The 26767-nt window shown below is 38.4% G+C and carries 25 protein-coding genes, 3 tRNA genes and 1 pseudogene; 13 read left to right on the forward strand and 16 right to left on the reverse strand.

The window, feature by feature from the left end; genetic code table 11:
* Positions 1–213 precede the first annotated feature (213 nt).
* On the forward strand, positions 214–1854 hold the full coding sequence (gene panP, locus FCN25_RS02360) for a pyridoxal-dependent aspartate 1-decarboxylase PanP (RefSeq protein WP_137221651.1): 1641 nt from the start codon (positions 214–216) through the stop codon (positions 1852–1854).
* A gap of 148 nt (positions 1855–2002) precedes the next feature.
* Here panP and FCN25_RS02365 read toward each other — a convergent pair.
* From FCN25_RS02365 to FCN25_RS02395, 7 genes and pseudogenes are all read right to left on the reverse strand, one after another.
* Positions 2003–2088: transfer RNA gene (locus FCN25_RS02365), tRNA-Leu, on the reverse strand.
* Between the two features lie 49 nt (positions 2089–2137).
* Positions 2138–2211 (reverse strand) — tRNA-Cys (locus FCN25_RS02370).
* 41 nt (positions 2212–2252) lie between these two features.
* Positions 2253–2328: transfer RNA gene (locus tag FCN25_RS02375), tRNA-Gly, on the reverse strand.
* Between the two features lie 241 nt (positions 2329–2569).
* Complete coding sequence (pgsA, locus tag FCN25_RS02380) at positions 2570–3118, reverse strand: CDP-diacylglycerol--glycerol-3-phosphate 3-phosphatidyltransferase (protein WP_137221653.1); 549 nt, start codon at positions 3116–3118, stop codon at positions 2570–2572.
* Between the two features lie 44 nt (positions 3119–3162).
* Complete coding sequence (uvrC, locus tag FCN25_RS02385) at positions 3163–4995, reverse strand: excinuclease ABC subunit UvrC (protein ID WP_137221655.1); 1833 nt, start codon at positions 4993–4995, stop codon at positions 3163–3165.
* A gap of 44 nt (positions 4996–5039) precedes the next feature.
* Positions 5040–5683, reverse strand: a pseudogene (gene uvrY, locus FCN25_RS02390) (UvrY/SirA/GacA family response regulator transcription factor).
* 251 nt (positions 5684–5934) lie between these two features.
* A complete protein-coding gene (locus FCN25_RS02395; RefSeq protein WP_137221657.1) occupies positions 5935–6354 on the reverse strand; it encodes a secondary thiamine-phosphate synthase enzyme YjbQ in 420 nt (139 codons plus the stop codon).
* A 1117-nt stretch (positions 6355–7471) separates the two neighbouring features.
* Here FCN25_RS02395 and FCN25_RS02400 point away from each other — a divergent pair.
* The 6 genes from FCN25_RS02400 to FCN25_RS02425 all read left to right on the forward strand — a co-directional run bounded on the left by FCN25_RS02400 (position 7472) and on the right by FCN25_RS02425 (position 11678).
* Positions 7472–7735 (forward strand): hypothetical protein, encoded by a 264-nt coding sequence (locus tag FCN25_RS02400; RefSeq protein WP_137221659.1) that lies wholly within the window; start codon positions 7472–7474, stop codon positions 7733–7735.
* A gap of 49 nt (positions 7736–7784) precedes the next feature.
* Positions 7785–8435 (forward strand): GGDEF domain-containing protein, encoded by a 651-nt coding sequence (locus FCN25_RS02405; protein WP_137221661.1) that lies wholly within the window; start codon positions 7785–7787, stop codon positions 8433–8435.
* A 720-nt stretch (positions 8436–9155) separates the two neighbouring features.
* A complete protein-coding gene (locus FCN25_RS02410; RefSeq protein WP_167495989.1) occupies positions 9156–10154 on the forward strand; it encodes a permease in 999 nt (332 codons plus the stop codon).
* 121 nt (positions 10155–10275) lie between these two features.
* Positions 10276–10977 (forward strand): type 1 glutamine amidotransferase, encoded by a 702-nt coding sequence (locus tag FCN25_RS02415; protein WP_175405816.1) that lies wholly within the window; start codon positions 10276–10278, stop codon positions 10975–10977.
* A gap of 12 nt (positions 10978–10989) precedes the next feature.
* Positions 10990–11292 (forward strand): hypothetical protein, encoded by a 303-nt coding sequence (locus tag FCN25_RS02420; protein ID WP_137221665.1) that lies wholly within the window; start codon positions 10990–10992, stop codon positions 11290–11292.
* Entirely contained in the window at positions 11292–11678 is a 387-nt protein-coding gene (locus FCN25_RS02425; RefSeq protein ID WP_137221667.1) for a helix-turn-helix transcriptional regulator, read from the forward strand. The genes FCN25_RS02420 and FCN25_RS02425 overlap by 1 nt, the downstream gene beginning before the upstream one ends.
* A 369-nt stretch (positions 11679–12047) precedes the next feature.
* Here FCN25_RS02425 and FCN25_RS02430 read toward each other — a convergent pair whose 3' ends face one another.
* On the reverse strand, positions 12048–12506 hold the full coding sequence (locus FCN25_RS02430; RefSeq protein ID WP_137221669.1) for a hypothetical protein: 459 nt from the start codon (positions 12504–12506) through the stop codon (positions 12048–12050).
* Between the two features lie 574 nt (positions 12507–13080).
* On the opposite strand from FCN25_RS02430, the gene FCN25_RS02435 reads away from it, so the two are divergent.
* The 4 genes from FCN25_RS02435 (at position 13081) to FCN25_RS02450 (ending at position 17859) form a co-directional block, all read left to right on the forward strand.
* A complete protein-coding gene (locus FCN25_RS02435; protein WP_137221671.1) occupies positions 13081–15366 on the forward strand; it encodes a molybdopterin-dependent oxidoreductase in 2286 nt (761 codons plus the stop codon).
* 24 nt (positions 15367–15390) lie between these two features.
* Positions 15391–15933, forward strand: coding sequence for a 4Fe-4S dicluster domain-containing protein (locus FCN25_RS02440; RefSeq protein WP_137221674.1), 543 nt, complete (start codon positions 15391–15393; stop codon positions 15931–15933).
* A 288-nt stretch (positions 15934–16221) separates the two neighbouring features.
* Positions 16222–16872 carry a molecular chaperone gene (locus FCN25_RS02445; protein ID WP_137221676.1) on the forward strand — a complete coding sequence of 217 codons (651 nt, stop codon included), beginning with the start codon at positions 16222–16224 and terminating at the stop codon, positions 16870–16872.
* A gap of 561 nt (positions 16873–17433) precedes the next feature.
* Complete coding sequence (locus tag FCN25_RS02450; RefSeq protein ID WP_254693710.1) at positions 17434–17859, forward strand: helix-turn-helix transcriptional regulator; 426 nt, start codon at positions 17434–17436, stop codon at positions 17857–17859.
* 71 nt (positions 17860–17930) lie between these two features.
* Here FCN25_RS02450 and FCN25_RS02455 read toward each other — a convergent pair whose 3' ends face one another.
* Together FCN25_RS02455 and FCN25_RS02460 are read right to left on the reverse strand one after the other, a co-directional pair.
* Entirely contained in the window at positions 17931–18617 is a 687-nt protein-coding gene (locus FCN25_RS02455; protein WP_137221678.1) for an LrgB family protein, read from the reverse strand.
* A 23-nt stretch (positions 18618–18640) separates the two neighbouring features.
* Positions 18641–19078 carry a CidA/LrgA family protein gene (locus FCN25_RS02460; protein WP_137221680.1) on the reverse strand — a complete coding sequence of 146 codons (438 nt, stop codon included), beginning with the start codon at positions 19076–19078 and terminating at the stop codon, positions 18641–18643.
* Positions 19079–19184: 106 nt separating this feature from the next.
* On the opposite strand from FCN25_RS02460, the gene FCN25_RS02465 reads away from it, so the two are divergent.
* Positions 19185–20093 (forward strand): LysR family transcriptional regulator, encoded by a 909-nt coding sequence (locus FCN25_RS02465; protein ID WP_137227307.1) that lies wholly within the window; start codon positions 19185–19187, stop codon positions 20091–20093.
* A gap of 540 nt (positions 20094–20633) precedes the next feature.
* On the opposite strand, the gene FCN25_RS02470 is transcribed toward FCN25_RS02465, so the two are convergent.
* The 6 genes from FCN25_RS02470 to FCN25_RS02495 all read right to left on the reverse strand — a co-directional run bounded on the left by FCN25_RS02470 (position 20634) and on the right by FCN25_RS02495 (position 25261).
* Positions 20634–21089, reverse strand: a complete 456-nt coding sequence (locus tag FCN25_RS02470) for a hypothetical protein (protein WP_137221682.1) — start codon at positions 21087–21089, stop codon at positions 20634–20636.
* A gap of 125 nt (positions 21090–21214) precedes the next feature.
* Complete coding sequence (locus FCN25_RS02475; RefSeq protein WP_254693711.1) at positions 21215–22810, reverse strand: IS66 family transposase; 1596 nt, start codon at positions 22808–22810, stop codon at positions 21215–21217.
* Positions 22811–22893: 83 nt separating this feature from the next.
* Positions 22894–23241 carry an IS66 family insertion sequence element accessory protein TnpB gene (tnpB, locus tag FCN25_RS02480; protein ID WP_137221684.1) on the reverse strand — a complete coding sequence of 116 codons (348 nt, stop codon included), beginning with the start codon at positions 23239–23241 and terminating at the stop codon, positions 22894–22896.
* Entirely contained in the window at positions 23235–23564 is a 330-nt protein-coding gene (locus tag FCN25_RS02485; protein WP_137221686.1) for an IS66 family insertion sequence element accessory protein TnpB, read from the reverse strand. The genes tnpB and FCN25_RS02485 overlap by 7 nt, the downstream gene beginning before the upstream one ends.
* A 77-nt stretch (positions 23565–23641) precedes the next feature.
* Positions 23642–24553, reverse strand: a complete 912-nt coding sequence (locus FCN25_RS02490; RefSeq protein ID WP_137221687.1) for an RHS repeat domain-containing protein — start codon at positions 24551–24553, stop codon at positions 23642–23644.
* Between the two features lie 27 nt (positions 24554–24580).
* Complete coding sequence (locus FCN25_RS02495; protein ID WP_137221689.1) at positions 24581–25261, reverse strand: hypothetical protein; 681 nt, start codon at positions 25259–25261, stop codon at positions 24581–24583.
* A 156-nt stretch (positions 25262–25417) separates the two neighbouring features.
* On the opposite strand from FCN25_RS02495, the gene FCN25_RS02500 reads away from it, so the two are divergent.
* Complete coding sequence (locus FCN25_RS02500) at positions 25418–26143, forward strand: zeta toxin family protein (protein ID WP_137221691.1); 726 nt, start codon at positions 25418–25420, stop codon at positions 26141–26143.
* Positions 26144–26767: the final 624 nt, after the last annotated feature.

The following is a 26767-nucleotide window of genomic DNA, read 5'->3' on the forward strand; positions in this document are numbered from 1 at the left end:
ACACTTATATATTTGTGCTGGATAAATCCTATCGACATCACTCATTTTTCGCATATCCTAATCCAATCATCAGTAATAACGAGATAAATACTTGAAGCAAAACCAGCCATACAGTAAAGTTAGCTCCCTTATTTCATCCTGAAGGTGCAGTCTTCATCGTAAAGCATCACTTAAGGCTAACAGGATGAAGTCTTCATCATTACGGCAAGCAAAATGACCTCCAAAATCACCCGTCAAGCACACGCTTCAGAAGACAGTTTACTGCGAATTTTTACCGCCCCTGAAGATTCAACTTCAACGTTGAGCATTATTGAGCAAAAACTGTCTCAAGACCTCGCAGGGTTTTTAGGCAACAGCATCGCCGCATTGGAAAAACCACTGTCAGAAATAGAAACCGACTTTAGCGCATATCAGATCCCGACAGATCCTAAATTCGTCTCTGATTATGCCGACGAAATAATGCAAAACCTAGTCGCCCATTCAGTCCATACTTCGGCACCCAGCTTTATTGGACACATGACCTCGGCCTTGCCTTATTTTGTATTACCGCTGTCAAAAATGATGGTGGGACTAAATCAAAATTTAGTCAAAATTGAAACATCAAAAGCCTTTACCCCATTAGAGCGCCAGGTATTAGGCATGATGCACCATTTGGTGTATCAGCAATCTGATGACTTCTATCATCAATGGATGCACAGCGCCGACCACTCCCTCGGGGCATTTTGCTCTGGCGGCACCGTTGCCAATATCACCGCACTGTGGATTGCTCGAAACCGATTGTTACAACCACACGGTGAGTTTAAAGGTGTAACCCGTGAAGGAATGACTAAAGCATTACGCTTTTATGGCTATGATGACCTTGCCATTTTGGTATCCGATCGAGGCCATTACTCTTTGGGTAAAACGGCAGACTTGTTGGGTATTGGCCGAGATAACATCATTAGTATCCCAACCGACGAACATCATAAAGTCGATGTTAACGCCATGCGTGAAGCAGCAAAAAAGCTAGCACAACAAAATATAAAAGTAATGGCCATCGTGGGTATTGCGGGCACAACCGAAACAGGGAATGTGGACCCATTAACCGAATTAGCGGCTTTGGCTAGCGAATTAGGTTGTCATTTCCATGTAGATGCCGCTTGGGGAGGCGCAAGTTTATTATCCAAAAAATATAGCCACTTACTAAAAGGTATCGAGTTAGCAGACTCAGTCACTATCGATGCTCATAAGCAAATGTATGTCCCTATGGGCGCTGGTATGGTGCTATTTAAAGACCCAGAACTGGCCAACGCCATTGTTCATCATGCTGAATATATCTTACGTGTGGGTTCAAAAGATCTAGGCAGTCATACCCTTGAAGGCTCACGCCCAGGGATGGCAATGCTAGTACATGCTTGCCTTCAAATAATTGGGCGTGATGGCTATGAAATCCTCATTAATAACAGCCTAGAAAAAGCCCGTTATTTTGCCTCAATCATCGACCAACATGTCAATTTTGAGTTAGTCACCGTCCCAGAGTTATGCTTGCTGACGTATCGTTATGTGCCCGCGTCGGTACAAGTAATACTGGCAACGGCAATATCGAACAACAACACAGAATTGGTTCTTAAAATTAACGAGTTATTAGATGGGCTTACACAATTTATTCAAAAGCATCAGCGTGAACAAGGAAAATCATTTGTGTCACGTACACGAATTAAGCCTGTAAAATACTCTCGTCAACCAACCACAGTATTCAGAGTAGTACTGGCCAACCCGTTAACCAGTCATCAAATTATGCAAGATGTACTAACGGAACAAGCCGGCATTGCAGCTTTAGACAACGAATATTTACCACAGCTGTTAGCGTTATAGAGGAACTTGGTGAACTACCCACCGACGCACTTCGTGTCGATCAGTGGGTTTTCTCGACATTTTCAATAAAACCTAAATTTCAGACGTAAAAAAGCCTCAACTATTGTTGAGGCTTTTTTACACCATTCTCTATTACTAGAGATTATAATGGTACCCGAGGCCGGACTTGAACCGGCACGCTTATTCAGCGAGGGATTTTAAATCCCTTGTGTCTACCGATTCCACCACTCGGGCAAAGTGTTGTTTTAACCGTTACTAAAAGTAACCATCAAACGCAATATTGTGGAGGCGCGACCCGGAGTCGAACCGAGATAGACGGATTTGCAATCCGTAGCATAGCCATTCTGCCATCGCGCCATCTTTAACCAAATTCAAATCCATCGGATAAGATAAGAAATTGGAGCGACATATCGGGTTCGAACCGATGACCTATACCTTGGCAAGGTATCGCTCTACCAACTGAGCTAATGTCGCGTATATCAATCTTTATAATATTTCATTAAATCTGCAGTAAAGGTATCGTCTTTCAACCTATCCAACTGAGCTAATGTCTCGTATTCAATCATGTTAGTTAACATAAACCCTTAAGGCTTGTTGCTGACTCATCACTTGTCTACGGGGAGGCATTCTACCGAATTAACCTCGAGTGTCAATTATTGATTCGTGCATTTTTGATCGTTTGCGCACTAAATAATCTTATTGAACTATTATTACGCTATTCTGCAGTTAAATCTTTCCAAGCTGCTGAAATATAACTCATCATCGACCAGAACGTTAGCGCCGCTGCAATATAAAACAAACCAAAAGCAACATCGGTTAACCATGGTGTTGGTTTCCAAATTAAACCAATAATAGCAACCATTTGCGCCGCAGTCTTATATTTACCAATCCAAGACACTGCTACCACACCGCGTTTACCAATTTCGGCCATCCATTCACGCAAGGCTGAAATAACAATTTCGCGGCCGATCATAAATAATGCTGCAAGGGTTAGATACATATTGTCATATTGCTGAACCAACAATACTAGTGCCGTCGACACCATCACTTTATCTGCAACAGGATCTAAAAAAGCGCCAAATCGAGTTAACTGGCCAAGTTTACGTGCAGCATAACCATCTAACCAATCTGTTAAGGCTGCCAACCAAAAAATAAATGCCGAAACAAATGGTGCCCATGGATAAGGTAAATAGAAAACAGCTATAAATACGGGTAACAAAGCAATACGGAATAATGTCAGTGCAATGGGTAAATTAAACGGCATAAAAAGACCAATTTGTCAGAAGCAGCGTCAATTTTGCCCTAATTTTAGCCCCCTCGCAATGCATCATGAATTGTTTGTGCCATTTCTAAGCTAATTCCGGGCACTTTTGTCAATTCAGCCACACTAGCTCCCTTCACTTCTTGTATTCCACCTAAATGTTGCAACAATGCTTTACGTCTTTTAGGGCCTACACCCGTGATTGATTCTAATGTAGAAGTATTACGCGTTTTCTGGCGTTTATTACGGTGCCCTGTAATGGCAAACCGATGTGATTCATCGCGAATGTGCAACATTAAATGAAATGCAGGTGAGTCACTGGCAACCTCAAACGTTTGCTCACTGCCTCCAACGGTAAACGTTTCAAGTCCGGCTTTACGCCCTTCCCCTTTAGTCACACAAATTAATAGCGGTGGATGATCAATATTAATACACTTTTCATCGACAATCATTTGCGCCACTCTTAATTGGCCAATGCCACCATCAATAAAAACCAAATCAGGTACTTTTCCATTGTTATCAATTTTATCAAACCGACGCCTTATTGCTTGATCCATGGCGGCATAATCATCACCACCAGTGATACCGGTAATATTATAACGCCTGTAGTCAGCTTTATGCGGTCCTTCGCGATTAAACACCACACATGATGCCACTGTGCTTTCGCCCATAGTGTGGCTGATGTCAAAGCACTCCATCCGTTTAATTGGCTCATTAAGTTCAAGTGCTTCCTCAAGCAGTTGGAATCGTTGCTCAACGGTATTCTTATGCGACAGCCTAGTCGCTACTGCATTACTGGCATTGGTCATCGCTAAACGTAAAAAGTTAGCCCTGTCACCACGTACTTGAGTCTTTAATTCAAACTTTTTATCTAATGCATGCTCTATCGATGCTTCAAGTTCTTTTATGCCGTCAAAGTGATGGCTTAGGATGACTTCTTTAGGAATGGTACGCTGAATATCAGCATTAAGATAAAACTGACCTAAGAAGGACGACAACACTTCTTCTATGTCGGTTTCTGCTGGTACAGAAGGATAATAGCTACGACTGCCAAAAATTTTACCTTCGCGAATAAACAACAAGTGAAAACAGGCAATACCAGAGGCGTAATCGACGCCTATGACATCCATATCTCCTTTTTGATTCGTCACTTCTTGCTGTTCTGCTACGCGCCTTAGCGCAGTAATTTGATCGCGATATTGTGCGGCGTGTTCGTATTCCATATCAATCGCGGCGGTTTCCATTTTTGCCACCAATTGCGCTATCACTTGCTTGTCTTTACCACGTAAAAACAAACTCGCTAATTTAACTTGCTCATTGTATTCATCATCACTTACCAGACCAACACAAGGCGCACTACAACGATCTAATTGATACTGTAAACAAGGGCGAGATCGCGATTTATAGTACAAATCATCGCATTGACGGATTGGAAACAGCTTTTGCATTAAATGCAAACTTTCGCGCACAGCACCACCATTGGGGTACGGGCCAAAGTAATGACCTTTTTCACGTTTTGGGCCACGATGATAAGCAAGTCTTGGGTGTTTATGGCCGCTTAACAGAATATAGGGATAAGATTTATCATCGCGCAACAGAACATTGTATTTAGGCATGTACTGTTTGATGTAATCGTTTTCGAGTAATAGCGCATCGGTTTCACTATGGGTAACTGTGACATCAATATGATCGATGTGCGCCACCAGTGCTTGAGTTTTAACATTAGGGATATTGGTTCTAAAATACGAGCTTAACCGTTTTTTGAGATCTTTAGCTTTACCAACATAAATGACTTGTTGGCGTTTATCGTACATTCGATAAACGCCAGGAGCTGAAGTAACATTTTTTAAAAAAGATTTGGCGTTAAAACCACTGGACATGATTAAAGCTACTTAATGCGTTATGAGGAATAAAGTATTCCTGACTAAAATGAACCGGTATCGAGCATTTTGTAACGGATAGCTAAACGGGTCAACTCAACATCACCACCAATGCCAAGCTTAGCAAATAATCGGTAACGATAACTATTGACCGTTTTTGGACTTAAATTTAATTTTTCCGAGATGTCATTAACCTTTTCACCATTGGTTATCATCATCATGATTTGTAACTCACGTTCAGACAAGCTGCTAAATGGGTTTTCGTCAGAATGATTAAATTGACTGAGCGCCATTTGCTGGGCAATTTCTGGTGACAGATATCGTTGACCACGAGCAACTTGAGTAATTGCGCGTAATACTTCAGGCGATGTAGACCCTTTTGTTAGATACCCAGAAGCCCCCGCCTGCATCACTTTAGTCGGAAATGGATCTTCAGTTTGTACGGTTAACACAATAATTTTTGCATCTGGCTGATAGCGCAAAATCTTACGGGTGGCTTCTAACCCCCCATGCCAGGCATATTCATGTCCATTAAAATGACATCGGCTTCATTCTGTCGAGACCACTGTACTGCGGTTTCGCCATCAGGAGCTTCACCAACGACTTTAATACCACGCTCATCTTCTAAAATGCGACGAATACCCGTTCTCACGAGTTCATGATCGTCAACCAAATATACAGATATCACCTAAACCCACCTATTATTATATGTAACTCAATTTTGAATTTTAGGGCCATTTTTTATATATAAAACATTCACATGAAAAATGTTACCGTAATTAACTAAGGCAACATTACATATCTTACACATCCCACTAAGCCGTATGAATTTAGCATCTTTACATTTACTTACACAAGCAAAGTCATGATTGAACGCAAAGAATGTATATAAAATACACAGCTTTGTTATATCAGCATTGCAATTTTAACCTTTTTGAATCATTCACCTTGCAGTGTGGCAATAATGGTGCGCGCAGAAACATGGTCTCGATGCTCACATAAATACAACCCTTGCCAAAGACCAAGGTTAAAGCGTCCGTTAGTAATCGGGATTGTTTGACTCACGCCTATCAAGGTCGACTTTATATGGGCAGGCATATCATCAGCTCCTTCATAAGTGTGTTTAAAGTATGGTGCATCTTCCGGCGCGAGTACATTAAAATGCCGCTCCATATCACCGCGAACCGTGGGATCAGCATTTTCATTAATGGTCAATGATGCTGAAGTGTGCTGAATAAACACATGCAATAATCCAACATTCAATGATCTCAGCTCTGGCAGTAATGTCATCACTTCGTCGGTAATTAAATGAAATCCTCGTCGCTGAGGTTTAAGTATTAATTCTCGTTGTAACCACATTAGCGCTATCCTTTATTAAATGACATTCATCTACATCTAAATCATTTCGTCACTTCTAATTAACAGTATATTGTTGCCATAAGCAACAAAGCTTACACATTAAATCGTTAAGCCTGAAACGACTAGAAGTCATCATCTGGTAATTTACTCACATTTACCTCAGAAGAACTCTATTAGTATCATACTCACTGCATACTATTAGTTAGCGTGCATTATCGCCAACCTAAAAGGGGGTGATTATAAAGCTATTCACGGCTTAATTTTCTGAGCACCGCACTTCGGAATAAAATTAGGATAGAATTGGCAAGACAAGTTAGTACGCATACTTAACAAACTGATTTTTAAATTTAATAAATGGTCATATTCTGCAACAAAATATTCAAAATAGAACATCTCGAATTATTATAGATAATGATCGTTTAGGACAGATAATTGGCTAAAAGCGTATTAAACAGGAATATTTATAGCAATAAGTGTAAAAACTCAAAGTTAGAATTTAAGTTGTCTTACCTTTGCACGAAACAGATAGCCCCATTAGAAGCGTGTGTTTATAAAGTACGGTAAAGTATAACCTGAAGCACTAAACATATAATTATCAATATAATCAATAAGATAAAGATAATACTTAAATATCGTGTTAAATGCCGGCAATTAACTGTTGAAATGATACTCAATGATTTTAGATACAATATTTGGGAAAAAGCACATATATGTTACCCGTAATAGAAAATGACAAACCTTGGGTTTTAGTTGGGTTTTATCAGTCCCTAGTAAAACCTTTAGGGGCTGTCGGTTTGATCTTGGGAATGATATCAATATTTGGATATCTTTTCGGCATTGAAGCATTATATAGACCAATGGAAAATGGACCCGCTACTAATCCGTTAACCGCAATATGCATGATTTTTATTGGACTAAGTTTGCTATCCACTCTGAATAAAAAAATCAGAAGCTGCAGTATTTACTTGGGATTGTTGTCATTGTCATTACAGTAGCAAACATCTCAGATTTTATTTTTAATTCAAATGTATCGATACTCATTACCCCATTCTATAGCCAAGTATTACTTGACCAGGAATTATTAAAAACCATTGGCTTAGGGATTAATTCCGCTTTGATGTTTTTTGGGTTGGGTTTTAGCCTCACGTTATACCACTTTAAGAAACTCATTGCCGCTCAACTGATTGCTTTCATCACTTTAGCCATACCCATGATATCCATTACTGGTTATGCATATGGACTAGACGAATTTTATGGAAAAATGTCACTATTAACGGCTTCCACTGGTGTTGCTTTTTCAATCGCCACGTTAGCGTTAACAGCAAATATTGGCGCGGTAAAAGCAATACTCAGTCCTTATATTTGGTGGAAGAATAGCTAGGTTACAAACCATTTGTGGATATGCTATTCCAAGTATTCTTGGCTACCTTTTGGTCAAATCACTTAATTCTGCTGGCATCGATTCGTTTGGTCTCTATGTTGTCACAATATGTTGGTTTATCATTTTGATGGTGAGTATCTCAGCAATATTTCAAGAAAGAGTCGATATTGAGCGTCGCAAAGGCGAACAGTTGTTATCAATTGCAGCCATGAGTGAAAACCTAACAGGACTGGCGAATAGAAGAAAATTTCTTGATTTTGGACAAGAAGCCATTGAACGAATAAAACGTACTCATAAACAAGTTTGGATCTTAATGATAGATATTGATTACTTCAAACGAATCAATGATACCGCTGGTCATGCTATGGGAGATAAAGTGTTAGTAGCAGTAAGCCAGACGCTTAAAGAATCGATTCGAATTGTCGATTTAGTCAGTCGAATGGGCGGAGAAGAATTTTCTATTATATTGATTGATGCTGATATTAAAGGGGTTGAGTTAGTTGCTGAAAAAATCCGTTCTAACGTGGGTAATATGCAAGTCGAAGGTTGGACTAATTTACATGGCGCGATCAATATTTCTATCGGCTGTGGATTAAACGATGGAAGTCAGACTCTCGATGAAACCCTTAAAGATGCCGACGTCGCATTATATCAAGCTAAAAATAGTAGCCGAAATCAAGTTTGCTTTGCTCGAAAATAACAAAATAGTAACGAGCGCAACTAACTACAGACCTTACAAACAAAGCATTTGAAACCGAAATATTTGATTGCTATATACATTTTGCCGTTGATGATATAGCAATCATCTTGTAAATATTGAGGCCATTAACCCACACGATTTGACAACTCAAATATACGATTAGCTGATACTATTAAGTTGATTGACTACTGTTTATCTAGAGGTAATTAAAAAATTACCTCTATTTTCAATAAATTAAACAAACCTATATTGATATTTCATTAACTAATACAGCTCTGTTTTTACCCAACGTTATTCAAATTGATTCTGAGATAAAAGACTTGTCACCATGAGGTAATGACAAAAAATATAAGTATATATATATAAAATTTTCTCTGGCTACATTACCTTATTGACGATAGTCATCAATACTTGCAAGCACTTGAATAACGACAACTCAGTTGATACCAACTAACTCAGAACAAAAATCTCATATAATCAAATGTGCAAATCAAAATAAATATTGATAGTCACACACCCAATTTATAAATGAGTCCAGAAAAACCCGTGGTCCGAACGGAGCAAAAGTCGCGGGATAATTCACTAATCCCACCAAGAATAATTAACTATGTCTCAAACAAATTATAAAGTTGACTAATACACCTAAACAACACTTGCATACTTGCGCAAGTGATCGTACATTGCATTTTGTACTTAATTCTACTTTTAAGAGGCAACAACGTGGATATAAATAAAATTACAATTGCATTGAATGAATTCATTCATGTAGGAGGGGCACTAATTATTGTTATAGCTGTAGTTTCTGTTTTAACAGGCTTTATGCGTGAATATATTCCACAAGATAAGTTACAAAAAAAACTTGTTAAACATGAAAAATGGGGACCATTACTGGGTGCTCTATTTGGAATGTTGACACCTTTTTGTAGCGCTTCTGTTGTGCCTGTTACTATGGGAATGGCAACTATGGGTGTGTCATTAGGTACCCTTTTAAGCTTTTTGATTTCAGCACCGCTTTGTAATTTTATTGTATTGGCCATGATATTCGCCACCTTCGGATTAAAAGTGACACTGAGTTACTTAGCGATTACCTTATTTGCAGCAATCTTTGGCGGATGGTTTATTACCAAAACACCTTGGCGCAATGAAATTAAGCGCGGGGGCGAGTTAGAAACCAAAACAGCCCCACCACGTTGTTCAGCATCAATAGCTAAAACGCAAAGCTGTGCTACATCACAACCAGCACAAACATGCGGCAGTATAAATAGTGGCTGTGACTCTTCAGCTACACTCACTATGGTTGACGTAATCCCCTCAAAATCGACTAATGCACTGCGTTTTGCGTGGGCTTTATTCAAAAAAATCATCCCCTATGTATTGCTTGGTGCTCTGATCAGTGGCGTGTCTGCAGCATACTTATCTGCAGATATCGTTGAAAAGTATGTCGGTGGAGACAATGTGTTTTCGATCTTAATTGCCGCAGTAATTGGGGTTCCAGTATATTTACGTATCGAAATGGCTATTCCACTTCTTAAAGTATTGATTGTGAAAGGTATGGGTATGGGTCCAGCTATGGCGCTTATTATCGGGGGAACTGGTGCGAGTCTTCCAGAAATTGCACTTGTTTCTGCAGTGCTAAAGCCAAAAGCCGTTGTTGCGTTCGTCTCAATTATACTCACAACAGCCATTATCGGCGGCCTATTATTTCAATATGTTATTTAACATCTAACGAAGTGATTGTTGGTTATTCCTAATAGACTCATTTTTTACATGTACAAATTAATTATTACACATGAAATCAATGAGTCTTATCTATCCTAATGTCTCATTTATAGAGTTGATTATGAAAATTGGAATATTGTTATGTGGTGATGTACCAACTCCCTTAACGGAAAAATTTGGAGATTACCCAAGTTGTCTTAAAAATCAATTGAATTTGGAACGTGACGCAAAGGTGACAGTTTTGAACGTTTATCAAAAACTAGAATTGCCAAGTGATATTGATAATTATGACGGTTACATCATCGGTGGAAGTCTCGCTGGAGTAAATGATGACCTTGACTGGATAAAACAGCTAACACTATTTATTCGCAATATTTTCTATAGTGGGAAAAAACTTCTAGGCATTTGCTTCGGACATCAAATGATCCATCATGCATTAGGTGGTGTTGTCATGCGCTCGCCTGCTGGTTGGGGGTTAGGTGCTTATGAAGTGACATTACGCCAAGACTTTGAACAACTACACGCTGGAGAAACAATATCAATATTAGCCATCCATCAAGATCAAGTTGTTCGGCCTGCAAAATGTTTTGATATTATCGCCGGAAATGATTTTTGTCCCAATTATCTAACACGATATAAAAAGCAAGTATTAACGGTTCAAGGCCATCCAGAATTTAATTTTCTATTTTTTTCAGCATTAATCAATGCAAGTGAAAACAGTTTTTCACCAGCAATATTAGAACATGCAGTAGAAGAACGTACGAGCGAAAAAGATAGACTTTATTTTAACCATTGCGCCAATAATTTTATCCTTGAACGATAAGAGAGGCCTCTAATGCAACAAATTTTATTCGTCAAAACGATAAGCAAGATGTTATCTGGTATAAGTAAATGGTGCGCTTATAGTCAAATGTATCAATTACTGTTAGCGCTTTTTAACGGTGCAGAATGGTCCGAACAGACAAAAGTAGGTCGAAATATTGCATTGCTCGGAATTTTCTGCCCTTTTTTCTGGTTTGCTTTGTTTTCTGGTGCAGATTCATCGGTACTTACTTTTCATGCTTGTCATTCAAGTATCGTTTTCTTAATTGGAGTCGTTATAATGATTATCAGTCTCACAAACAAAAAGCAAAACTGATGGATAATGAACAATATATAGATGCTTTAAAAGCTCTCGCCGAACCCAATAGGCTGCGTCTATTTTGGCTACTAATACATGTTGACCAACGAATTACGCTTGCTGAAGCCATGGATGTGACCAAAGAGACGCAATATAATGTATCGCGGAATTTAAAAATACTTTACAAAGCAAAACTACTCACTCAAGAAAAATCAGGTAAGTGGGTTTATTACACTCTTGCGGAACAGGAACTGCCTCATTGGTGTGCCATTGTTGAATCAGTACGAACTCTTCCACCAACGGGATTCTCGGATGTGTCATCTCTTTGTATGAAACGTTTAGCAATGAGAGTTAACAATCAATGTGTGGTTGGACCCAATAGTGACGAATGGCTCAATCAATAAGCATAATATTATAACGTCTAAATTTTAATAATATAATATCAAACTTAAATTACCTAAATTCACATTTTAAAAAAGGACATGAAATAATGATATTGAGTGAAATACATTAGAAAAAAGTAAAGAACTGTTCGCACATCACTTTTAAAATTGAGGATGTTTAATTATTCTAAATACAGGAAAGACCATTATGAATACTTTTAACTGCTACGGACAAATTCTCTCGTTTAAATTATATGTCAATTCATTGAGTCGGATAGTGTTTTTATAATAAAGCACAATTAAAACCAATAGTACTTAGTTACAATTAACAGAATAATGTAAAAGCAACTTAATTTTCAAATATAAGATTTGCGATTAATAATTAATTTTTTAAAAGGTAAAGCGAGCATTAGAAAATTGTTTTAACCTCCGATTATGTTCGTCCCAGTTGTGTGCAAGTCTAATAATACATTCAGCTTGCGTATTCAACTCTTGACCATGCGATTTATCCATATTATTAGAAAACTCTCTTGCTAATGAAATAATAGCATAATCAGTTTTAATCAATATATCACCTGCAAGACTTCGATTAATCAATACATTAAATCCATTAAAGAATAGTGATATTAATTCTTTCTGATTTAGTTGTTCCTTAATATCATTTAAATATTTAAAATCCTTAATTACAATCATAGACAATTTTCTAGCAATAGGAAGAACTGATTCAGTTGGTCGAGTTCGGTCTAACCAACATGACTTAAGCCAGACATCTTCATTTTTTAATGCTTTTTCAATAGCACTTTCTAATTTAGCTGCACGCCACTTTTCCTTAATTTTATTTGTCAACACACAAAGCCTCCATTAAAATTATTATAAAAACCAATAATAACAAATTAGTAAAAAACATTAATGATAACGTTAATTTTTTTAATTATATATGATCTACAAACATAAAAGTAGACATTTTGTACAGAATTACGATCATAGAAATATATATAAGACTTTAATCACAACTTTACATACCTTAGTAAGATACTATCTCAAAAGATACTTAAATACCTACTTAAGATTATAATTATATATACAGTTTAAAAAATCTAAATTAAAAATAGAATAAAAATACACTTCATAAAAAATAAAAATAAACCCATTAAGCTACTGATTTTAATAGTGAAACACAAAAAAATAAAAAACGCAATTTATTTAAACCTTCAATTTCAACACTAGAGAAAAACATTAACAAATCAATATTAGAGCATTATAATTTAAAAAATATTAGAATCAGTAATTACAATAACGAAAATTAAGAACACTATCGTATTTTATTAGAAAGTAAGATCTTCACGACATATTTCGTTAGTTATTTTTCAATTCCACCTTTTCCTTGTTATTGTTTTGTTGTAATAACAATAAGGAGTTTGACATGGGAATGAATAGACGCAGCTTTTTAAAAGGTAGTAGTGCATTTGCATTTTCAGCAAGTATTTTAGGATGCTCTGATAATAACGATGAAACTATTGATGAAACGACAATTGACCCGCCAGAAATAATAGAAGAAGAAAAAGAACTAACTATTCCTGATGCGAATGGAGTATTTCATACTACTTGCCCACGTAACTGTGGTGATAGATGTAGTTTAATGGTAAGTACTCTGGATGGTATTGCAACATCAATTACTGGTAATATTGATCATCCTGTCACAGCTGGAACACCATGTGTTAAAGGACATTCTTATTTACAATCAGTATATAGCCCCGATCGAATCCAACAACCAATGAAACGAGTCGGTCCTCGAGGACCTGGAGCTACATTTGAACCAATTTCTTGGGAAGACGCTCTTAGCGAAATAGCAGATCAATTAAACGATATAATAAATACTCATGGTGGGAATTCTATTCTTCCATACTCTTACTCTGGATATAGTGGTATTGCAGCAACTTCCGGGGCAAATAGATTTTTCAATCGAATAGGCGGTCGATATTTACAACGCAATATTTGTGCTAGTGCTGGTTATTCAGGTATGAGCTCAATTCTGGGTGAATTTTCAGGCCCAAGTCCTGAAGATTATGTTAATACTAAATGTTTTGTTTCTTGGGGAACGAATGAACAAGCAACTAACATTCATCATTTAAAATTTATTAATCAAGCACGTGATAACGGAGCAAAAATATTAGTTGTAAACCCTGCCCGAACGCCACTGGCATCCCAAGCAGACATTTGGTTACAACCAACACCTGGAACAGACGCAATGTTAGTCGTTGGGATCAGTAAAATTATTATTGAAGAAAACCTTCAAGATTCTGCATTTATTGATGCTCACACCCAAGATTATGATGCATTATTAGCACGTTTAAATGAATTTACACATGAACAAATAGTAAAAGAAACTGGTGTAACTAAAAGCGAATATGAAGCATTTGCAAGAGCTTATGCCGGTGCAGAATGTTCAATGATCCGTATTGGTTATGGCTTACAGCGATCATTAAATGGTGGCCGAATGGTCAAAGCGATTCCAACGATAGCTGCATTAACAGGAAACATAGGTAAGGTCGGAGCTGGCGTTGTTTATTTAAACACACAAGCTGGAAGTTTATTTGATTGGAACTATAGCAATTCACCTGAGTTAACTCCAGAAGGTGCCACTAGAGATACGGTAAGTATCAATGAACTCGGAAAATCATTACTTCCTGAAGATTATCAACATGAAGATGGTCAAGTAGGACCACTTGCTTATGGTAAACCTTGTGATCCAATTAAAGCGTTAATAGTTTATTCCAGTAACCCTATGACAGTTTCGCCTGATACGGATTTAATCGAAACTGGGTTAATGCGTGATGATCTATTCATAGTGGGTATTGATTTATTCCAAACCGATACCATGGATTATGTCGATTATTTATTACCAACCTCAAGTTATATTGAACAAGCCAACCTAATTGATAGCTATCAATGTTATTACGCAAAGCATAGTGCTCAAGCGATTATGCCTTTGCATCAATCAAAACCAGATACAGTTATTTTTAATGAGTTAGCAAAAGCGATGGGATTTGATGACGCTGCATTTAGTCAGTCGATTGAGGAAATTTTACGAGGCACTTGGAAAGGAAACATCAGCTACGACGAGTTATTAGTCAAATATTGGGACAGTCCTATTGTTCCATACCCATTCCGTAAAGACTACGACTTCCCTACTCCGAGTGGAAAAGTCGAATTTAAAGATGTTAGTGGTACATATTTTGACGCCGAAAAATTCAATCCCGTTATAGATACAGGTAATCCTGAAAGTGATGATGTTGAACATAAAGGCATGACTGACTCAGAGAAAAACCGAGAGTTCAGATTAATATCGCCTGCTCACGCAAAAATAAGTAACTCTCAATGGGCTAATGTTAAATACATCAAAGACACATTCCCTCAGCATACCGTTTATATCCACCCTACTGATGCCAATAAAAAAGGGATCAACGATGGTGCTAATGTCAAATTAACTGCTAGTCGTTATGGGAATCGTAATGTTTCAATTCAATATGTGGCAAGAGTAGAGCCCATGACTCCTGTTGGAACACTATTTGTTTGGAAAAACGGTTGGAAAAAACTTAATAAAAATGGTAATGGGACCTCAATAAATCAGTTAACCAGTAGCGAGCTAAGTGACATGAATTCAGGCTCAGTCTTCCATGCAGCACGTGTAGATATCGCTTTGGTGTAAATATAATCATTAAGGAATTTTCTTATGACAGAACAAAAAGTTTTTGTATTTCGCCAAGAAAACTGTGTTGGTTGTGAAGCGTGTACAGTTGCATGTCAAGCAGGTAAACAGGCGAATGAATTTATAACTAGAAGAGTTGTTTCTCAAGGTGAAACAACAAACGCATTAGGACAGAATATTGCCGTATTTTTAAGTAAATCCTGTCACCATTGTGAAAATCCTAATTGTGTTAGACACTGCCCTACAGGAGCAATGATAAAAGGTGATGATGGGATTGTTTATATCGACGAACAATTATGTATTGGCTGTGGAATGTGCAGTTTGGTTTGTCCATATGATGCACCGATGCTTGATACCAAACGTGGCATTATGTCCAAATGTGATATGTGTAAAGACAGATTAGCTGAAGGAGAAAAACCTTTTTGTGTTAGAGGTTGCCCAGTACAAGTCTTAGACGTAATGGATAAATCCGAAGCATTACAGTTACCAGGTGCGAGCATGACTGGAGACGGTCATCAGGATTTAGGAACTGGACCGACTACAGTGTTTATAAAACGAAGAGGTTAAACATTAACGAACCAAAAACACCAGTGTTCGTGTTGGTGTTTTTGGTTGATTGTTATCATCGATGTATTGCAATTTTTATATTATTTCTGGTCGAGCATAACCTTACAAGACATCCAACTTAATGACACAATAATAATTGAACCAACGAAATACTAATAAATTAACTTTATACGTCATGTTAAACAGATCATTTATTTATATCTAAATACAAGGTAAAGCTCATAACACTCTAATTTAATTAATAATCTAAATAAACTTATTAATAAGTTGAATCATTGAGAGCCCATTATGGAAAGTGCACAATATTATAAAAATGATACATACATTAATTCAATGGCGAAAGCATTTGATGTCTTAGCAAACATATTTTATAAATGCATAGATGAGGATTTAGTTACCTCTTTATTATCATTAGATTCAGATTTTTTCTTGATAGATGATTTATCTTTAAATGAACAAGTAAAAGAAAAAGTCTTAAAAATAAAATTATTAGCAACAAACTCATCATTATCATTACTAAAAAAAGATTTTAATGCATTATTCATAAATCCTAAAGGTAAACTTGCTTATCCATGGGGATCAGTTTATTTGAGTAATGATAATCGTTTGTTTGGTGAATCAACATTTGCCTTTGCTAATTTTTGTAAAAATAATAATATATTATTAAATTTACCTAAAAATGAACCTCTTGATCATTTTGGAGTGATGCTGGTTGTCGTAGTCCATTGTTTAGAATCAGAATTATGTAATAATGATAACCTAACGAAAAATCTATTAGAACAACATATATTAATCTGGAGTGATAGGTTTTTATCATTAGTGATAGAACATAGTTCGAGTGGATTATATAGAACTGCTGCTGAGTTATGTTTGTTATTACTAAATAACTTAAAGCAACAATACCATATCAATATCATCCCCATATCATTATTTAAATAGTTCAAATTCAATTCTGAAATGTCTCCACCTCAATAAAACAGCTAGTTGATTACATAAAACCTCTGGTTGCTCGAAATTCAAACAATTTTGCAGTAACCAGTTTATTTTATACAGAACAAACAGCATAATTTGTCGCAGAACAAACTCAATTTGTAGCTTTTTTCACAAACATTCCCAATGAATCGTTAACACATTGTAGCCATAAACGGTAAAGAGCTCGCACAGTATACTTCCAATGCATTTGAAGTGAATTAATAATTAACAAATTCGTAGCTATTAACTGCCACAATACTATGTATGTGGTCTTTTATAATCACAATAATTCGATGGTCAATTTTAGTAGAATTAGCAAGTGTTTCGCATTTCTAGGCCTTACCATTAGGTACTTACTTTGGGTTTCAATCATATTTAAACAAAAAACCTCTTGTTGATTCATTTATTCGGCATGGTGCAATTCATAAGTTCAGAATTTTTTCCCTTTGTTTTTGTTATATTTATTGTCTGACTCTTGCTTTTTATATTGATTATTCAGGTATCGTTTTCTTAATTGGAGTTGTTATAATGATTGTCAGTCTCACGAACAAAAAAGCAAAGCTGATGGATAATGAACAATATATAGATGCTTTAAAAGCACTCGCCGAACCCAATAGGCTGCGTCTATTTTGGCTACTAATACATGTTGACCAACGAATTACGCTTGCTGAAGCCATGGATGTGACCAAAGAGACGCAATACAATGTATCGCGGAATTTAAAAATACTTTACAAAGCCAAACTACTCACTCAAGAAAAATCAGGTAAGTGGGTTTATTACACTCTTGCGGAACAGAAACAGCCTCATTGGTGTGCCATTGTTGAATCAGTACGAACTCTTCCACCAACGGGATTCTCGGATGTGTCGTCCCTTTGTATGAAACGTTTAGCAATGAGAGTTAACAATCAATGTGTGGTTGGACCCAATAGTGATGAATGGCTCAATCAATTTTAAAATGATTGTTTAAATAAATGAGTTTTACAAAGCCCTGCTTACAATCACACCTTAAATCAATCAATGATGAGTTAAAACAATAACGCGAATAAAGGCGCGGTGATCACCATGGCTATACCAGTAAAAATCATCGTTAAACTTGCGACAACGCCTTCTTCTCGGCCAATTTGATTCGCTTTAGCTGCTCCAGCACCATGGGCTGATGCGCCTAATGATATTCCTCGTGCCAAGCTACTTTTTATCTTGGCAGCTTTAAAAAGAGGGTCACAAATGAGCATTCCCATAATACCTGTCACTAACACTAACATTGCGGTTAATTCAGGGACGCCACCAAATGCACTTGTTGCTTCAATAGCAAAGGGAGTTGACACAGATCTTACAATTAGGCTTTTAGATAGTTCTGCCGGCATATGAGTGAAATGGAGAATCAACCATGATGAGCCAATGCCCAAACATAACCCCACTAAGACACCAACACTTATGGTTAATGGATAACGCTTAATCAGAGCCCTTTCTTTATAAATGGGTACCGCAAAAGCAATTGTCGCAGGCGCTAATAACGCAGGCAGCCAATGGGTAAATTGAAAATAATCGACTAATGGAATTTGAAATATCACCACAGTCAACAAAATAATAGTAGGTGCTAAAATGATGGGGGCAAACCAAATGCGCTGCTGACGTAAGTACAAACGCTTACTAAAATAATAACCTACCAACGTGAGTAATAAACACAAAGCACCTAATAATGAACTATTCATTGCTACTACCCATTCAATTCAATTTAAACTGCACGTAAACGCTGAGATGTAATGTTGTTTAAACGTTGCTGACGTTCAAATTTAAATAGCTTATCGACAATAAACGCCGTCCCCAATAACACACTCGTACTAGCCAATAACATACATATAATCAACTCAGCACCATAGCTTTCGAGTATTAATTTATACTTGGTCATAGCGACTACAGGGGGGATAAAAAATAATAGCAAATCACCAATTAACCATGCTGAACCTTGATTAACAATTTTTTCGGGAATCCACTTACAAGACAATAAGACTAATAACACTCCCAAACCAATAACACTGCCAGGAATAATAGAATGAACGGAGTGAGCTGCCAATTGACATAACCAAGCAAATAAACATAAACCACTCACTTGGATAATTAAGGTTGTTTTACACTTTATATAAGTGTTATGGGTATTCAGTAGAGATAACATTTGGTTTCACGACATGGTTTTTTAGTTGATACAAAGAGTTTACCCTTGCTTAATTGATAAAAAAAATGAATATTAATGATTGACTACATCACTTTTGGTTATGGTAATGGATCTTAAAGCACTGCACTATTTCATTGAGGTTGTTAATGCTGGCGGTTTCGCTAAAGCATGTCACACAGCATTTGTAACTCAACCGGCCCTCTCAAAGGCGATACGCCTACTGGAAGAAGAACTTGGTATGGTATTGCTAGAACGCGGTAAACGCGGCTCACAAATACGGTTAACTGAAGCTGGCCAAGTAGTATATCAACATGCATTAACGTTACTGGAAGGTCGCCAACTCATGATGGCTGAGCTCGATAGTTTACGTAACTTAAGTGGTGGTACGCTAAGGCTAGGTTTAGCGCCGCTTGGAAGTGCTGAGTTATTTGCCCCTGTGATAGCAAAGTTTAGGCAGCAATATCCTAATGTTGAGTTGAAGTTACTGGTACGCGGTGGGATAGAACAAACTGTAGCCTTACACAAAGATGAAATAGAGCTTGCGACTGGCATTATTGATTTCGAAGATGAGTTTGATGGTATTCGCGTTCGTAATGAGTCAATGGTGGTAGTACTGCCCGCAGCTCATGAGTTAGCGAGTAAAAATACCCTACAGTTAAGTGAACTGAATCAATTAGCTCAGGTGATGTTTGAACCAGAATACGCCCTATATGAACTAGTATTAGCCGCTTGTGCAAAGGCAGGATTTAAACCGATAAATATCACTCGTGTTAGCCATGCCGATTTTGGTATTGCACTGGTGGCCGCTGGCATAGGGGTAATGATACTGCCAAAAATTATTGCTGAACGATACAGAGTCGATGCGGTTGTTAATATTCCCTTAGCCAGTGAGGATTTACGTTGGGAACTATCGCTGTTTTGGCGTAAACAAAAACATTTATCTTTTGCGGCGCAAGCCATGCTTAAACTAGTGAAACAACATTTGAGTCAACTAGAGAGTCAACCAAAAATCTAATCAACTGAACAACATATACGTTTTACAAAAAATTTCTAACCCAAGTCTGACACTCTGTCTTTCACCCAATAAAAAGGCCTTATCTTTGAGATGCCTTACTAGTTGAATCTTGAGGAGGGATAGCTTGCTTGTAATAAAGAGGAACCCTTGGGTTCAAAGTCTATCTTTCGCCCAACAAAAAGGCCCTGTATTTATCGATTCGTATTTGATCTTGGATCTTGAGGAGGGATAGCTTGCTTGTAACAAAGAGGAACCCTTGGGTTCAAAGTCCTATCTTTCGCCCAAATAAAAAGGCCTTATCTTTCGATAAGGCCTTTTTATTTGAATGTGGCGGAGGGATAGGGATTTGAACCCAGACTCTCGAATTAAATAGTTTAAATAGTCGTTTAAATTCATTTGCTTGCAGAGGCTTGCACCTTCAAAGTCTGCAATTGCTAACTAAGATTGACTTTATTCCTGAAGTTGAAAAAAGTCAATAATTATGAGCCTTTAAAAATTGTTTTATATATACTTTTCAGCTGAATACTTTATAGGTTATTCCTAATCTAATTGTAAAACATCCGAATTGCTTGTTTTCCAAGCTGACAACTCAACAATAAACGCATTCAAAGACAAATGCTCACATTGGCTTCCACTCAAGGTATTGGAATAGTTTATCCCAATACTTGTTCTTACCAAATTATCCTTTTGCAAATAAAAAGAATGATATAAATCACCGTCAGAACTCAAATTTAAAGGGGTAATAGCTATTGGCCCTTTATCACCATAAATACCAAGATCTACTTTATTTAATTTTAAACAATGAAATTTTGTTGGAATACTTCCTATCTTTACATCAATTTGGTACATACCATATATTTCACTTGCTTTAACTTGTATTTCTACATCGTAGCTTGCTGCATTTACTCTTGTTATATAAGTAGACTTATAATTACTTGGCCAAACGCAGAAGCTAATTACGGCCAGAATAATAATCAAATACTTGATTGATATCATTTTAAATTTTCCCTGTAACTTTCAACTGCACCAAACGAAATAGCTTCTAACCTTGCATCGTGTGATCTACCATATTGAGTATGGACTCCTTCATGTGCAAAGTTGTAAAGTGAGCGTCCGGTGAACTACGCCTTGCTTAGATCAACGAGCCAGGGCAAGAGGCTATTAAGGTCACAGTTTGGATGGGATAGCTGCTCCAAGCAGTGTTCGATGTAATCGAACGGAATAAGACCGTTAGCTTTAGCGGTTTCTATGATGCTGTATAAAATAGAGCTGCCTTCAGCACCACGATGGTTGTGATTAAATAGCCAGTTTTTTCGCCCTATCACAAACGGTTTTACTGCTCGCTCTGCGCGGTTGTTGTCGATATTGAGTCGGCTATCTTCTGTGTAACGACTGAGCTTTTCCCATTGATTGAGGCTGTAATGGATGGCTTTGCCTAGAGGGCTTCCCTTTGATACTTGCAGCGATGATTTATCCAGCCATTGCTTAAATAGTACCAATTGGGGTTGTGAGTGGGTGCGCCTAAAATACAGACGCTCTTCCAGGCTCAGTGATTGTATTTGGGTTTCAATGCGGTACAGCTTGGCTATCATGCTCAGTGCCATATCCGCTTTACTGACTTTACCTACTTTGGGTTTTCCTTGCGCCACTAGCGCTTCTTTGAATTTACGCCGTGCATGGGCCCAACAGCCAACAAGCTTATTACTTACCTGCTGGTAAGCTGCGTAACCATCGACCTGTAAATAACCATTAAACACCGTTTGCTCCGTGGCAAGAAAACGGCTCACGCAGGTGCCCGCACGGCTACCGTCTTGATAGTCGTAAAGCACTATGCTGCGTAAACCTTGATATCGAGGCTCAGTGCTTGGCCCATCCGCGCCAGCGCAATACACCCACATATAGGATTTCACCCGCTCATCGTTAATCACTTTGAGGGTGGTCTCGTCCGCATGGATGACTTCTTGTGTTAACAAATGTTTGTGCAGTAAATCATATAAGGGTTTAAACAGAGCGGCGGATTTCATCATCCAATCGGCCATGGTTTGCCGACTTAAGTCGATACCATGTTGCTTGAACAAGGCTTCTTGCCGGTAAAGGGGTAATGCGTACTGATATTTGCTGGTGATGAGTTGGCTTAATAGACTTGGGGTGGCAAAACTTTTAGGAATGGGGCTGACGGGCACGGGCGCTTGCTTGATGTTGGCCTTGGTGCCTTGCGTTTCGCAATGCTTGCAGCTGTATTTTAATCTAACATGCTCAATCACACTGATTTGTGCCGGTATAAACTTAAGCTTCTCACTACTGTCTTGGCCCATTAATGCCAGCTGATGACCACAACTGTCACACTGCTTATCTTCATCACTAATATCATGGATGACGACTTCTCGCGGCAGGTCTTTTGGCAGTAATTTGCGCTTGGCGCGTTGTTTAGGCGGTACTGACACATCAGCATCTGTCGTTAACTCAACAAGCTCATCAACCGTAACTTCAGCTTCGTTAAACAACTCACCTTGATAATCATGGCTTTCGCTGCTGGCCCCGAAGCGCTGTTGTTGTGCGAGGCGAAATTGCTCCAGTAACCGCTGCACCGAGTGTTTAAGCTCAGCAATTTCAGCATCTCTCAACTCGATAGTATTGTCTTTAGCCGCCAGCGTCTCAAGCAATAATTGCTTAAGCAAATCAACGTCGTTGGGTAAGTTGTCAGGGCTTAATTTCATGGTGTTATTATACCAAAACTCCCCCTAGAGAAGGGGGTTGCAGTGATCTGATTATCAAAAACTGCATACGCAATGGCGATCAATTAACTGTAATTCAAGCCACTAACATGTTGATGTCCCAATACATCAAAGCCAGACAGCAGCCAATGAAACTGTTGCTCAGATAAGCTCAGGCACTCATCAATACTTTTAGTCGGCCACTTAAACTTATCCTGCTCGAGGCGTTTGTACCAAAGCGCAAAACCAGTGTCATCCCAGTAGAGGATTTTTAATTTATCGCGGCTTTTATTACAAAAGACAAACACGCTGCCGTCTGTGGCCTGTAGCGACAACTGTTGCTCGACGATAACGGCTAAGCCATTTATGGATTTACGAAAATCCACAGGCTCTCGATGCAAATAGACACTGGGGAGCTCACGAAACATCAACATGCTTGCAGGCCTTTTATCATTTCCAGCAGATAGCTTGCAGGCAAGGTGCTAGGGAAAGTCCATATCCCGGATTGATGCTGAAAAAAAATGGTCTGCTCTGGGACAGGAAGTTGAGCTTGGGTAGCCATCGCCGTCGGCGAGGCCAGCGTCGCCTTAACAAATAGTGCGCCCGTTGGAATGCTCATTTTAGCTATGTCTGCTTTGCGGGCGTAAAATCCGCTGATACTGAGTTTATGCAGGCGACAAAAAGCGGTAATCGTCAAGCCGCTAGCGGATTGCTGTTGTATCAAGGCAACCCAATCTTCATGTGAACGTCTAGCCATGTTAACTCCTGATGTAATGATCAGTCGTTAATATAGAGGATGAACAAGAGCTGCTGAAGATGTACTTGCCCGGACGCTTACCTTATTTTCCCTGACTTGTCGATATAACTAATTGCAAATTTATCAACAAACTCTCTCCCTTTTCCACGCCTTATTTCGGGTAATTCTCTAGAGGCTTTTTCTGCATCATTATACACTTGATTTGCATCCGATGGTGCCTCACCAAGAGTCGACTCCGCCTCAAGTCTTCCCTTATGCTCGCCCGAATTAAAACTGGATTTAGTGTTAGAGTTGCCGGAATTATCTCCACTGGTACCATTACTAACGCCACTAAACGTACCAGAACTCGGCGCAAAAGTTCCGGCTTTGCTTGCTGAACGGTGATCTCTTACTGCACGTCGAGTTTCATTTTTCTGGCCATTACCTGTTACTTTTGTCTCTTCTTTTTCTACTTCAGCATTATTTGACGCACCACCTGTCGCTTCTGCTTTATCTGTTGTTGCTAGATACCCCGTCGGATCTGTCCCACTCATCGGGTTATTCAAAATATACGAATACGGGTTAGCGCTTTGACTATTCTCTGGGAACTGCAAAAACGGGTCAACACTTAAAAAGCGGCCGATGTTGAAATCGTATATCCGCCCGTTCATGTGAATGAGCTCTTGGTCAATCAAATGCTCATAGTCTGTGTAGCCTTTGGTGACACCTTGCCAGCTAGTTAACAGGTTATTACCTGTTGCAATGTCTCTTGGACGACCAAACACATCATAACCACGGTGCTGTAATACGGCACCGGTTTTGGCATCCATCAAGGTATCGACACTGCCTAAATGGTCGCGCAGTACATGCTGGAACGGTGATTGATTACCTAAGCTGCCCACATGGGCTTTCATCTTAATGGTGTGGTCACCAATGTAGGTTTTATCTACCGTACTGCTTAGGGTCACTTCACGCTCAAAACTGCCCACATAATACGTGGTCGATACCACACTACCGCTTTGCTGTTTAACCTGTTTTTAGCGGTTACCATTGGCATCGTAACTGAATGTACTTTTTACATTATTGCGGTCTACCGTTAACGGCTTGTTTTGGTCGTTATAGCTTAACGTTACGCCATCGCCCGTGAGCCTGTTACCGTTATTGTCATAGGTGAAGGTTTTTGTACCACCACGGATAAACTGCCTAATGGCGTTAGGGCCTGCATTACCGCCAGCACCTTTGCCTACACTACCGTAGAGATATTGACTGCCGTAATCGCCTTTAACAAGGATATTACCTGCGGCGTCATAATCATAATTAACCGCAGCATAGGTTATACCTTTGTACGTTTTAGTTGAGTCATCAACCCGCATGAGCTCGTCATAGTTGTAGCTTTCTTTGAACTGGGTAATCACGTTGTGTTGAAAGGCTAAGTTACCCATTCCATCATAATCATAATTTAAGTATTGCACCCCGATAGCACTGCACTCTCCAGAAAAACTGGTAGAGATACTCGTCGGTGAACCGGCTAAATTACGGCTAAACTGTTGAACATAATGGTTACTGAACGTTTGTTGGTTAATGCTGCCAAAGGCGCTGTACTCATCGATTATGCGCAGTGATTGTTCGGAACCATCAGTAAAACGTTGGTAATCTTCGACTAAATAACCATTGTTGTCAAAACGATAGGCTACATGCTCGCCGCTAGGGTACTGCATGGCTTTGATACGGCCAAATTGTTGCAGGCTGCTCCTCAAGAACGATAGGCGGTGGCATTGTCGACTCCCATGCGTATAAAAAACTCAGATATATTTATACCCAATTTATATTGACTGATATCATGCTGTTTTATTCTAGAAACGTTACCACAGGCTATGACAGAGCAAGAGACTGAAATTGAAACTCAAGCAATTATATTTGCAAAAGCAAATCGAACTCGTATAGCACGTGAACTGACCGATTTAGGCAAATATCCCGCAGATCAACAGCCCGTCTCTATCTTTATGTGTGGTTCTCCTGGAGCAGGTAAAACAGAGGCGTCAAAAGCGTTTATTGAAGTGTTTGATGAAACAGGAATTATAAGACTTGACCCTGATGAACTAAGAGTTTACTTCCAAGAATACACAGGTAAAAACTCGTATTTGTTTCAAAAAGCAGTCAGCTTTATAGTTGAACGCACTTTAGACAGAATTTTCAATAATGACCAAAGCTTTATTTTAGATGGGACGTTGTCAAACTTTGATATTGCCTGCAAAAATATTGATCGCTCCTTAATGCGAAATCGAGCAGTACTCATTATTTTTGTGTATCAAGAGCCTGTTCTAGCTTGGGAGTTTGTACAAGCAAGAGAAAAGCTTGAAGGCCGTGGTATTTTACCCTCTATATTTATTGATCAATTCTTAAATTCACAAAAAGTCGTTAGGCAAGTCAAAACCAAATACGGTGCTTCGATTAAGATAGACTTACTTATAAAAAACAACGATGGTAGTACTCGAATTTACCATGACGATATTACAGCGGTAGAGCATCATATTGAGAAGGAATACACTCGCGCTGAATTAGTAAGGCTGTTAAACTTACCTCCTGAGCCTATTTCTTAGACTGTTTTTATGTGAGAAACCTATGTCGACAAATGTATCTAAAAATAAAGTTACCACATCTAAGCTTTCAGCCTTTGTTATGAGCGCAAGTTCTGCAGAGAAAAAGCGCGTGTATGCGGAGGTTATCAAGAAGGCAACTGAATCACAGAATAAGGTTATTAGTGAAGCTAAATTAATAGCCATGTAATATTTAAAACTGGATTTGTGATACCCCCAAAATAGTTCGACAATTCGAAAAATGAATTACTCAATTCAAAATTGGCACATCTTAAATTGTTTACAATAAAAAATACCAGTAGATTGCACCTATAATGTTCCTGTTTTTAACAGGCGCATTATGTGCCTTTGGGGTTCAAAGGGGATTCCCCTTGCCCGAGTTTATCTCCCATCTTTTTGGAACAAAAAGTGGGAGATAAACGTACCGGGTTACGTACTAGTCCCACATAATTGTGAGCTGTTTTTGCTTCGCACTCACCGACTGCGAGCCATTTTCAACAGCCTAATATCTCGCTCTCTGCTGTAGCGAAATAATGACAGCTTTGGCAGTGTTTGTGCCTCAACTGACACTGTTACTGCCAATCGAGACAGATTGTTAATTTAGGTTTAAAGTTTATTTATTAACCA

This window comes from Shewanella sp. MEBiC00475, from assembly GCF_005234075.1.
Classification (GTDB): Bacteria; Pseudomonadota; Gammaproteobacteria; order Enterobacterales; family Shewanellaceae; genus Shewanella; species Shewanella polaris.

Excerpts from the sequence above, each read along its gene's own strand:
- FCN25_RS02475 (WP_254693711.1), bottom strand. The coding sequence starts at position 22,810 with ATGAAATTAAGCCCTGACAACTTACCCAACGACGTTGATTTGCTTAAG.
- tnpB (WP_137221684.1), bottom strand. The coding sequence starts at position 23,241 with ATGTTGATGTTTCGTGAGCTCCCCAGTGTCTATTTGCATCGAGAGCCT.
- FCN25_RS02460 (WP_137221680.1), bottom strand. The coding sequence starts at position 19,078 with ATGTTATCTCTACTGAATACCCATAACACTTATATAAAGTGTAAAACA.
- pgsA (WP_137221653.1), bottom strand. The coding sequence starts at position 3,118 with ATGCCGTTTAATTTACCCATTGCACTGACATTATTCCGTATTGCTTTG.
- FCN25_RS02425 (WP_137221667.1), top strand. The coding sequence starts at position 11,292 with ATGGATAATGAACAATATATAGATGCTTTAAAAGCTCTCGCCGAACCC.
- FCN25_RS02420 (WP_137221665.1), top strand. The coding sequence starts at position 10,990 with ATGCAACAAATTTTATTCGTCAAAACGATAAGCAAGATGTTATCTGGT.
- FCN25_RS02400 (WP_137221659.1), top strand. The coding sequence starts at position 7,472 with ATGTTTTTTGGGTTGGGTTTTAGCCTCACGTTATACCACTTTAAGAAA.
- FCN25_RS02470 (WP_137221682.1), bottom strand. The coding sequence starts at position 21,089 with ATGATATCAATCAAGTATTTGATTATTATTCTGGCCGTAATTAGCTTC.
- FCN25_RS02495 (WP_137221689.1), bottom strand. The coding sequence starts at position 25,261 with ATGCAGTACCCTAGCGGCGAGCATGTAGCCTATCGTTTTGACAACAAT.
- FCN25_RS02485 (WP_137221686.1), bottom strand. The coding sequence starts at position 23,564 with ATGGCTAGACGTTCACATGAAGATTGGGTTGCCTTGATACAACAGCAA.
- FCN25_RS02500 (WP_137221691.1), top strand. The coding sequence starts at position 25,418 with ATGACAGAGCAAGAGACTGAAATTGAAACTCAAGCAATTATATTTGCA.
- FCN25_RS02455 (WP_137221678.1), bottom strand. The coding sequence starts at position 18,617 with ATGAATAGTTCATTATTAGGTGCTTTGTGTTTATTACTCACGTTGGTA.
- FCN25_RS02415 (WP_175405816.1), top strand. The coding sequence starts at position 10,276 with ATGAAAATTGGAATATTGTTATGTGGTGATGTACCAACTCCCTTAACG.
- FCN25_RS02435 (WP_137221671.1), top strand. The coding sequence starts at position 13,081 with ATGGGAATGAATAGACGCAGCTTTTTAAAAGGTAGTAGTGCATTTGCA.
- FCN25_RS02465 (WP_137227307.1), top strand. The coding sequence starts at position 19,185 with ATGGATCTTAAAGCACTGCACTATTTCATTGAGGTTGTTAATGCTGGC.
- FCN25_RS02445 (WP_137221676.1), top strand. The coding sequence starts at position 16,222 with ATGGAAAGTGCACAATATTATAAAAATGATACATACATTAATTCAATG.
- FCN25_RS02395 (WP_137221657.1), bottom strand. The coding sequence starts at position 6,354 with ATGTGGTTACAACGAGAATTAATACTTAAACCTCAGCGACGAGGATTT.
- FCN25_RS02440 (WP_137221674.1), top strand. The coding sequence starts at position 15,391 with ATGACAGAACAAAAAGTTTTTGTATTTCGCCAAGAAAACTGTGTTGGT.
- panP (WP_137221651.1), top strand. The coding sequence starts at position 214 with ATGACCTCCAAAATCACCCGTCAAGCACACGCTTCAGAAGACAGTTTA.
- uvrC (WP_137221655.1), bottom strand. The coding sequence starts at position 4,995 with ATGTCCAGTGGTTTTAACGCCAAATCTTTTTTAAAAAATGTTACTTCA.
- FCN25_RS02450 (WP_254693710.1), top strand. The coding sequence starts at position 17,434 with ATGATTGTCAGTCTCACGAACAAAAAAGCAAAGCTGATGGATAATGAA.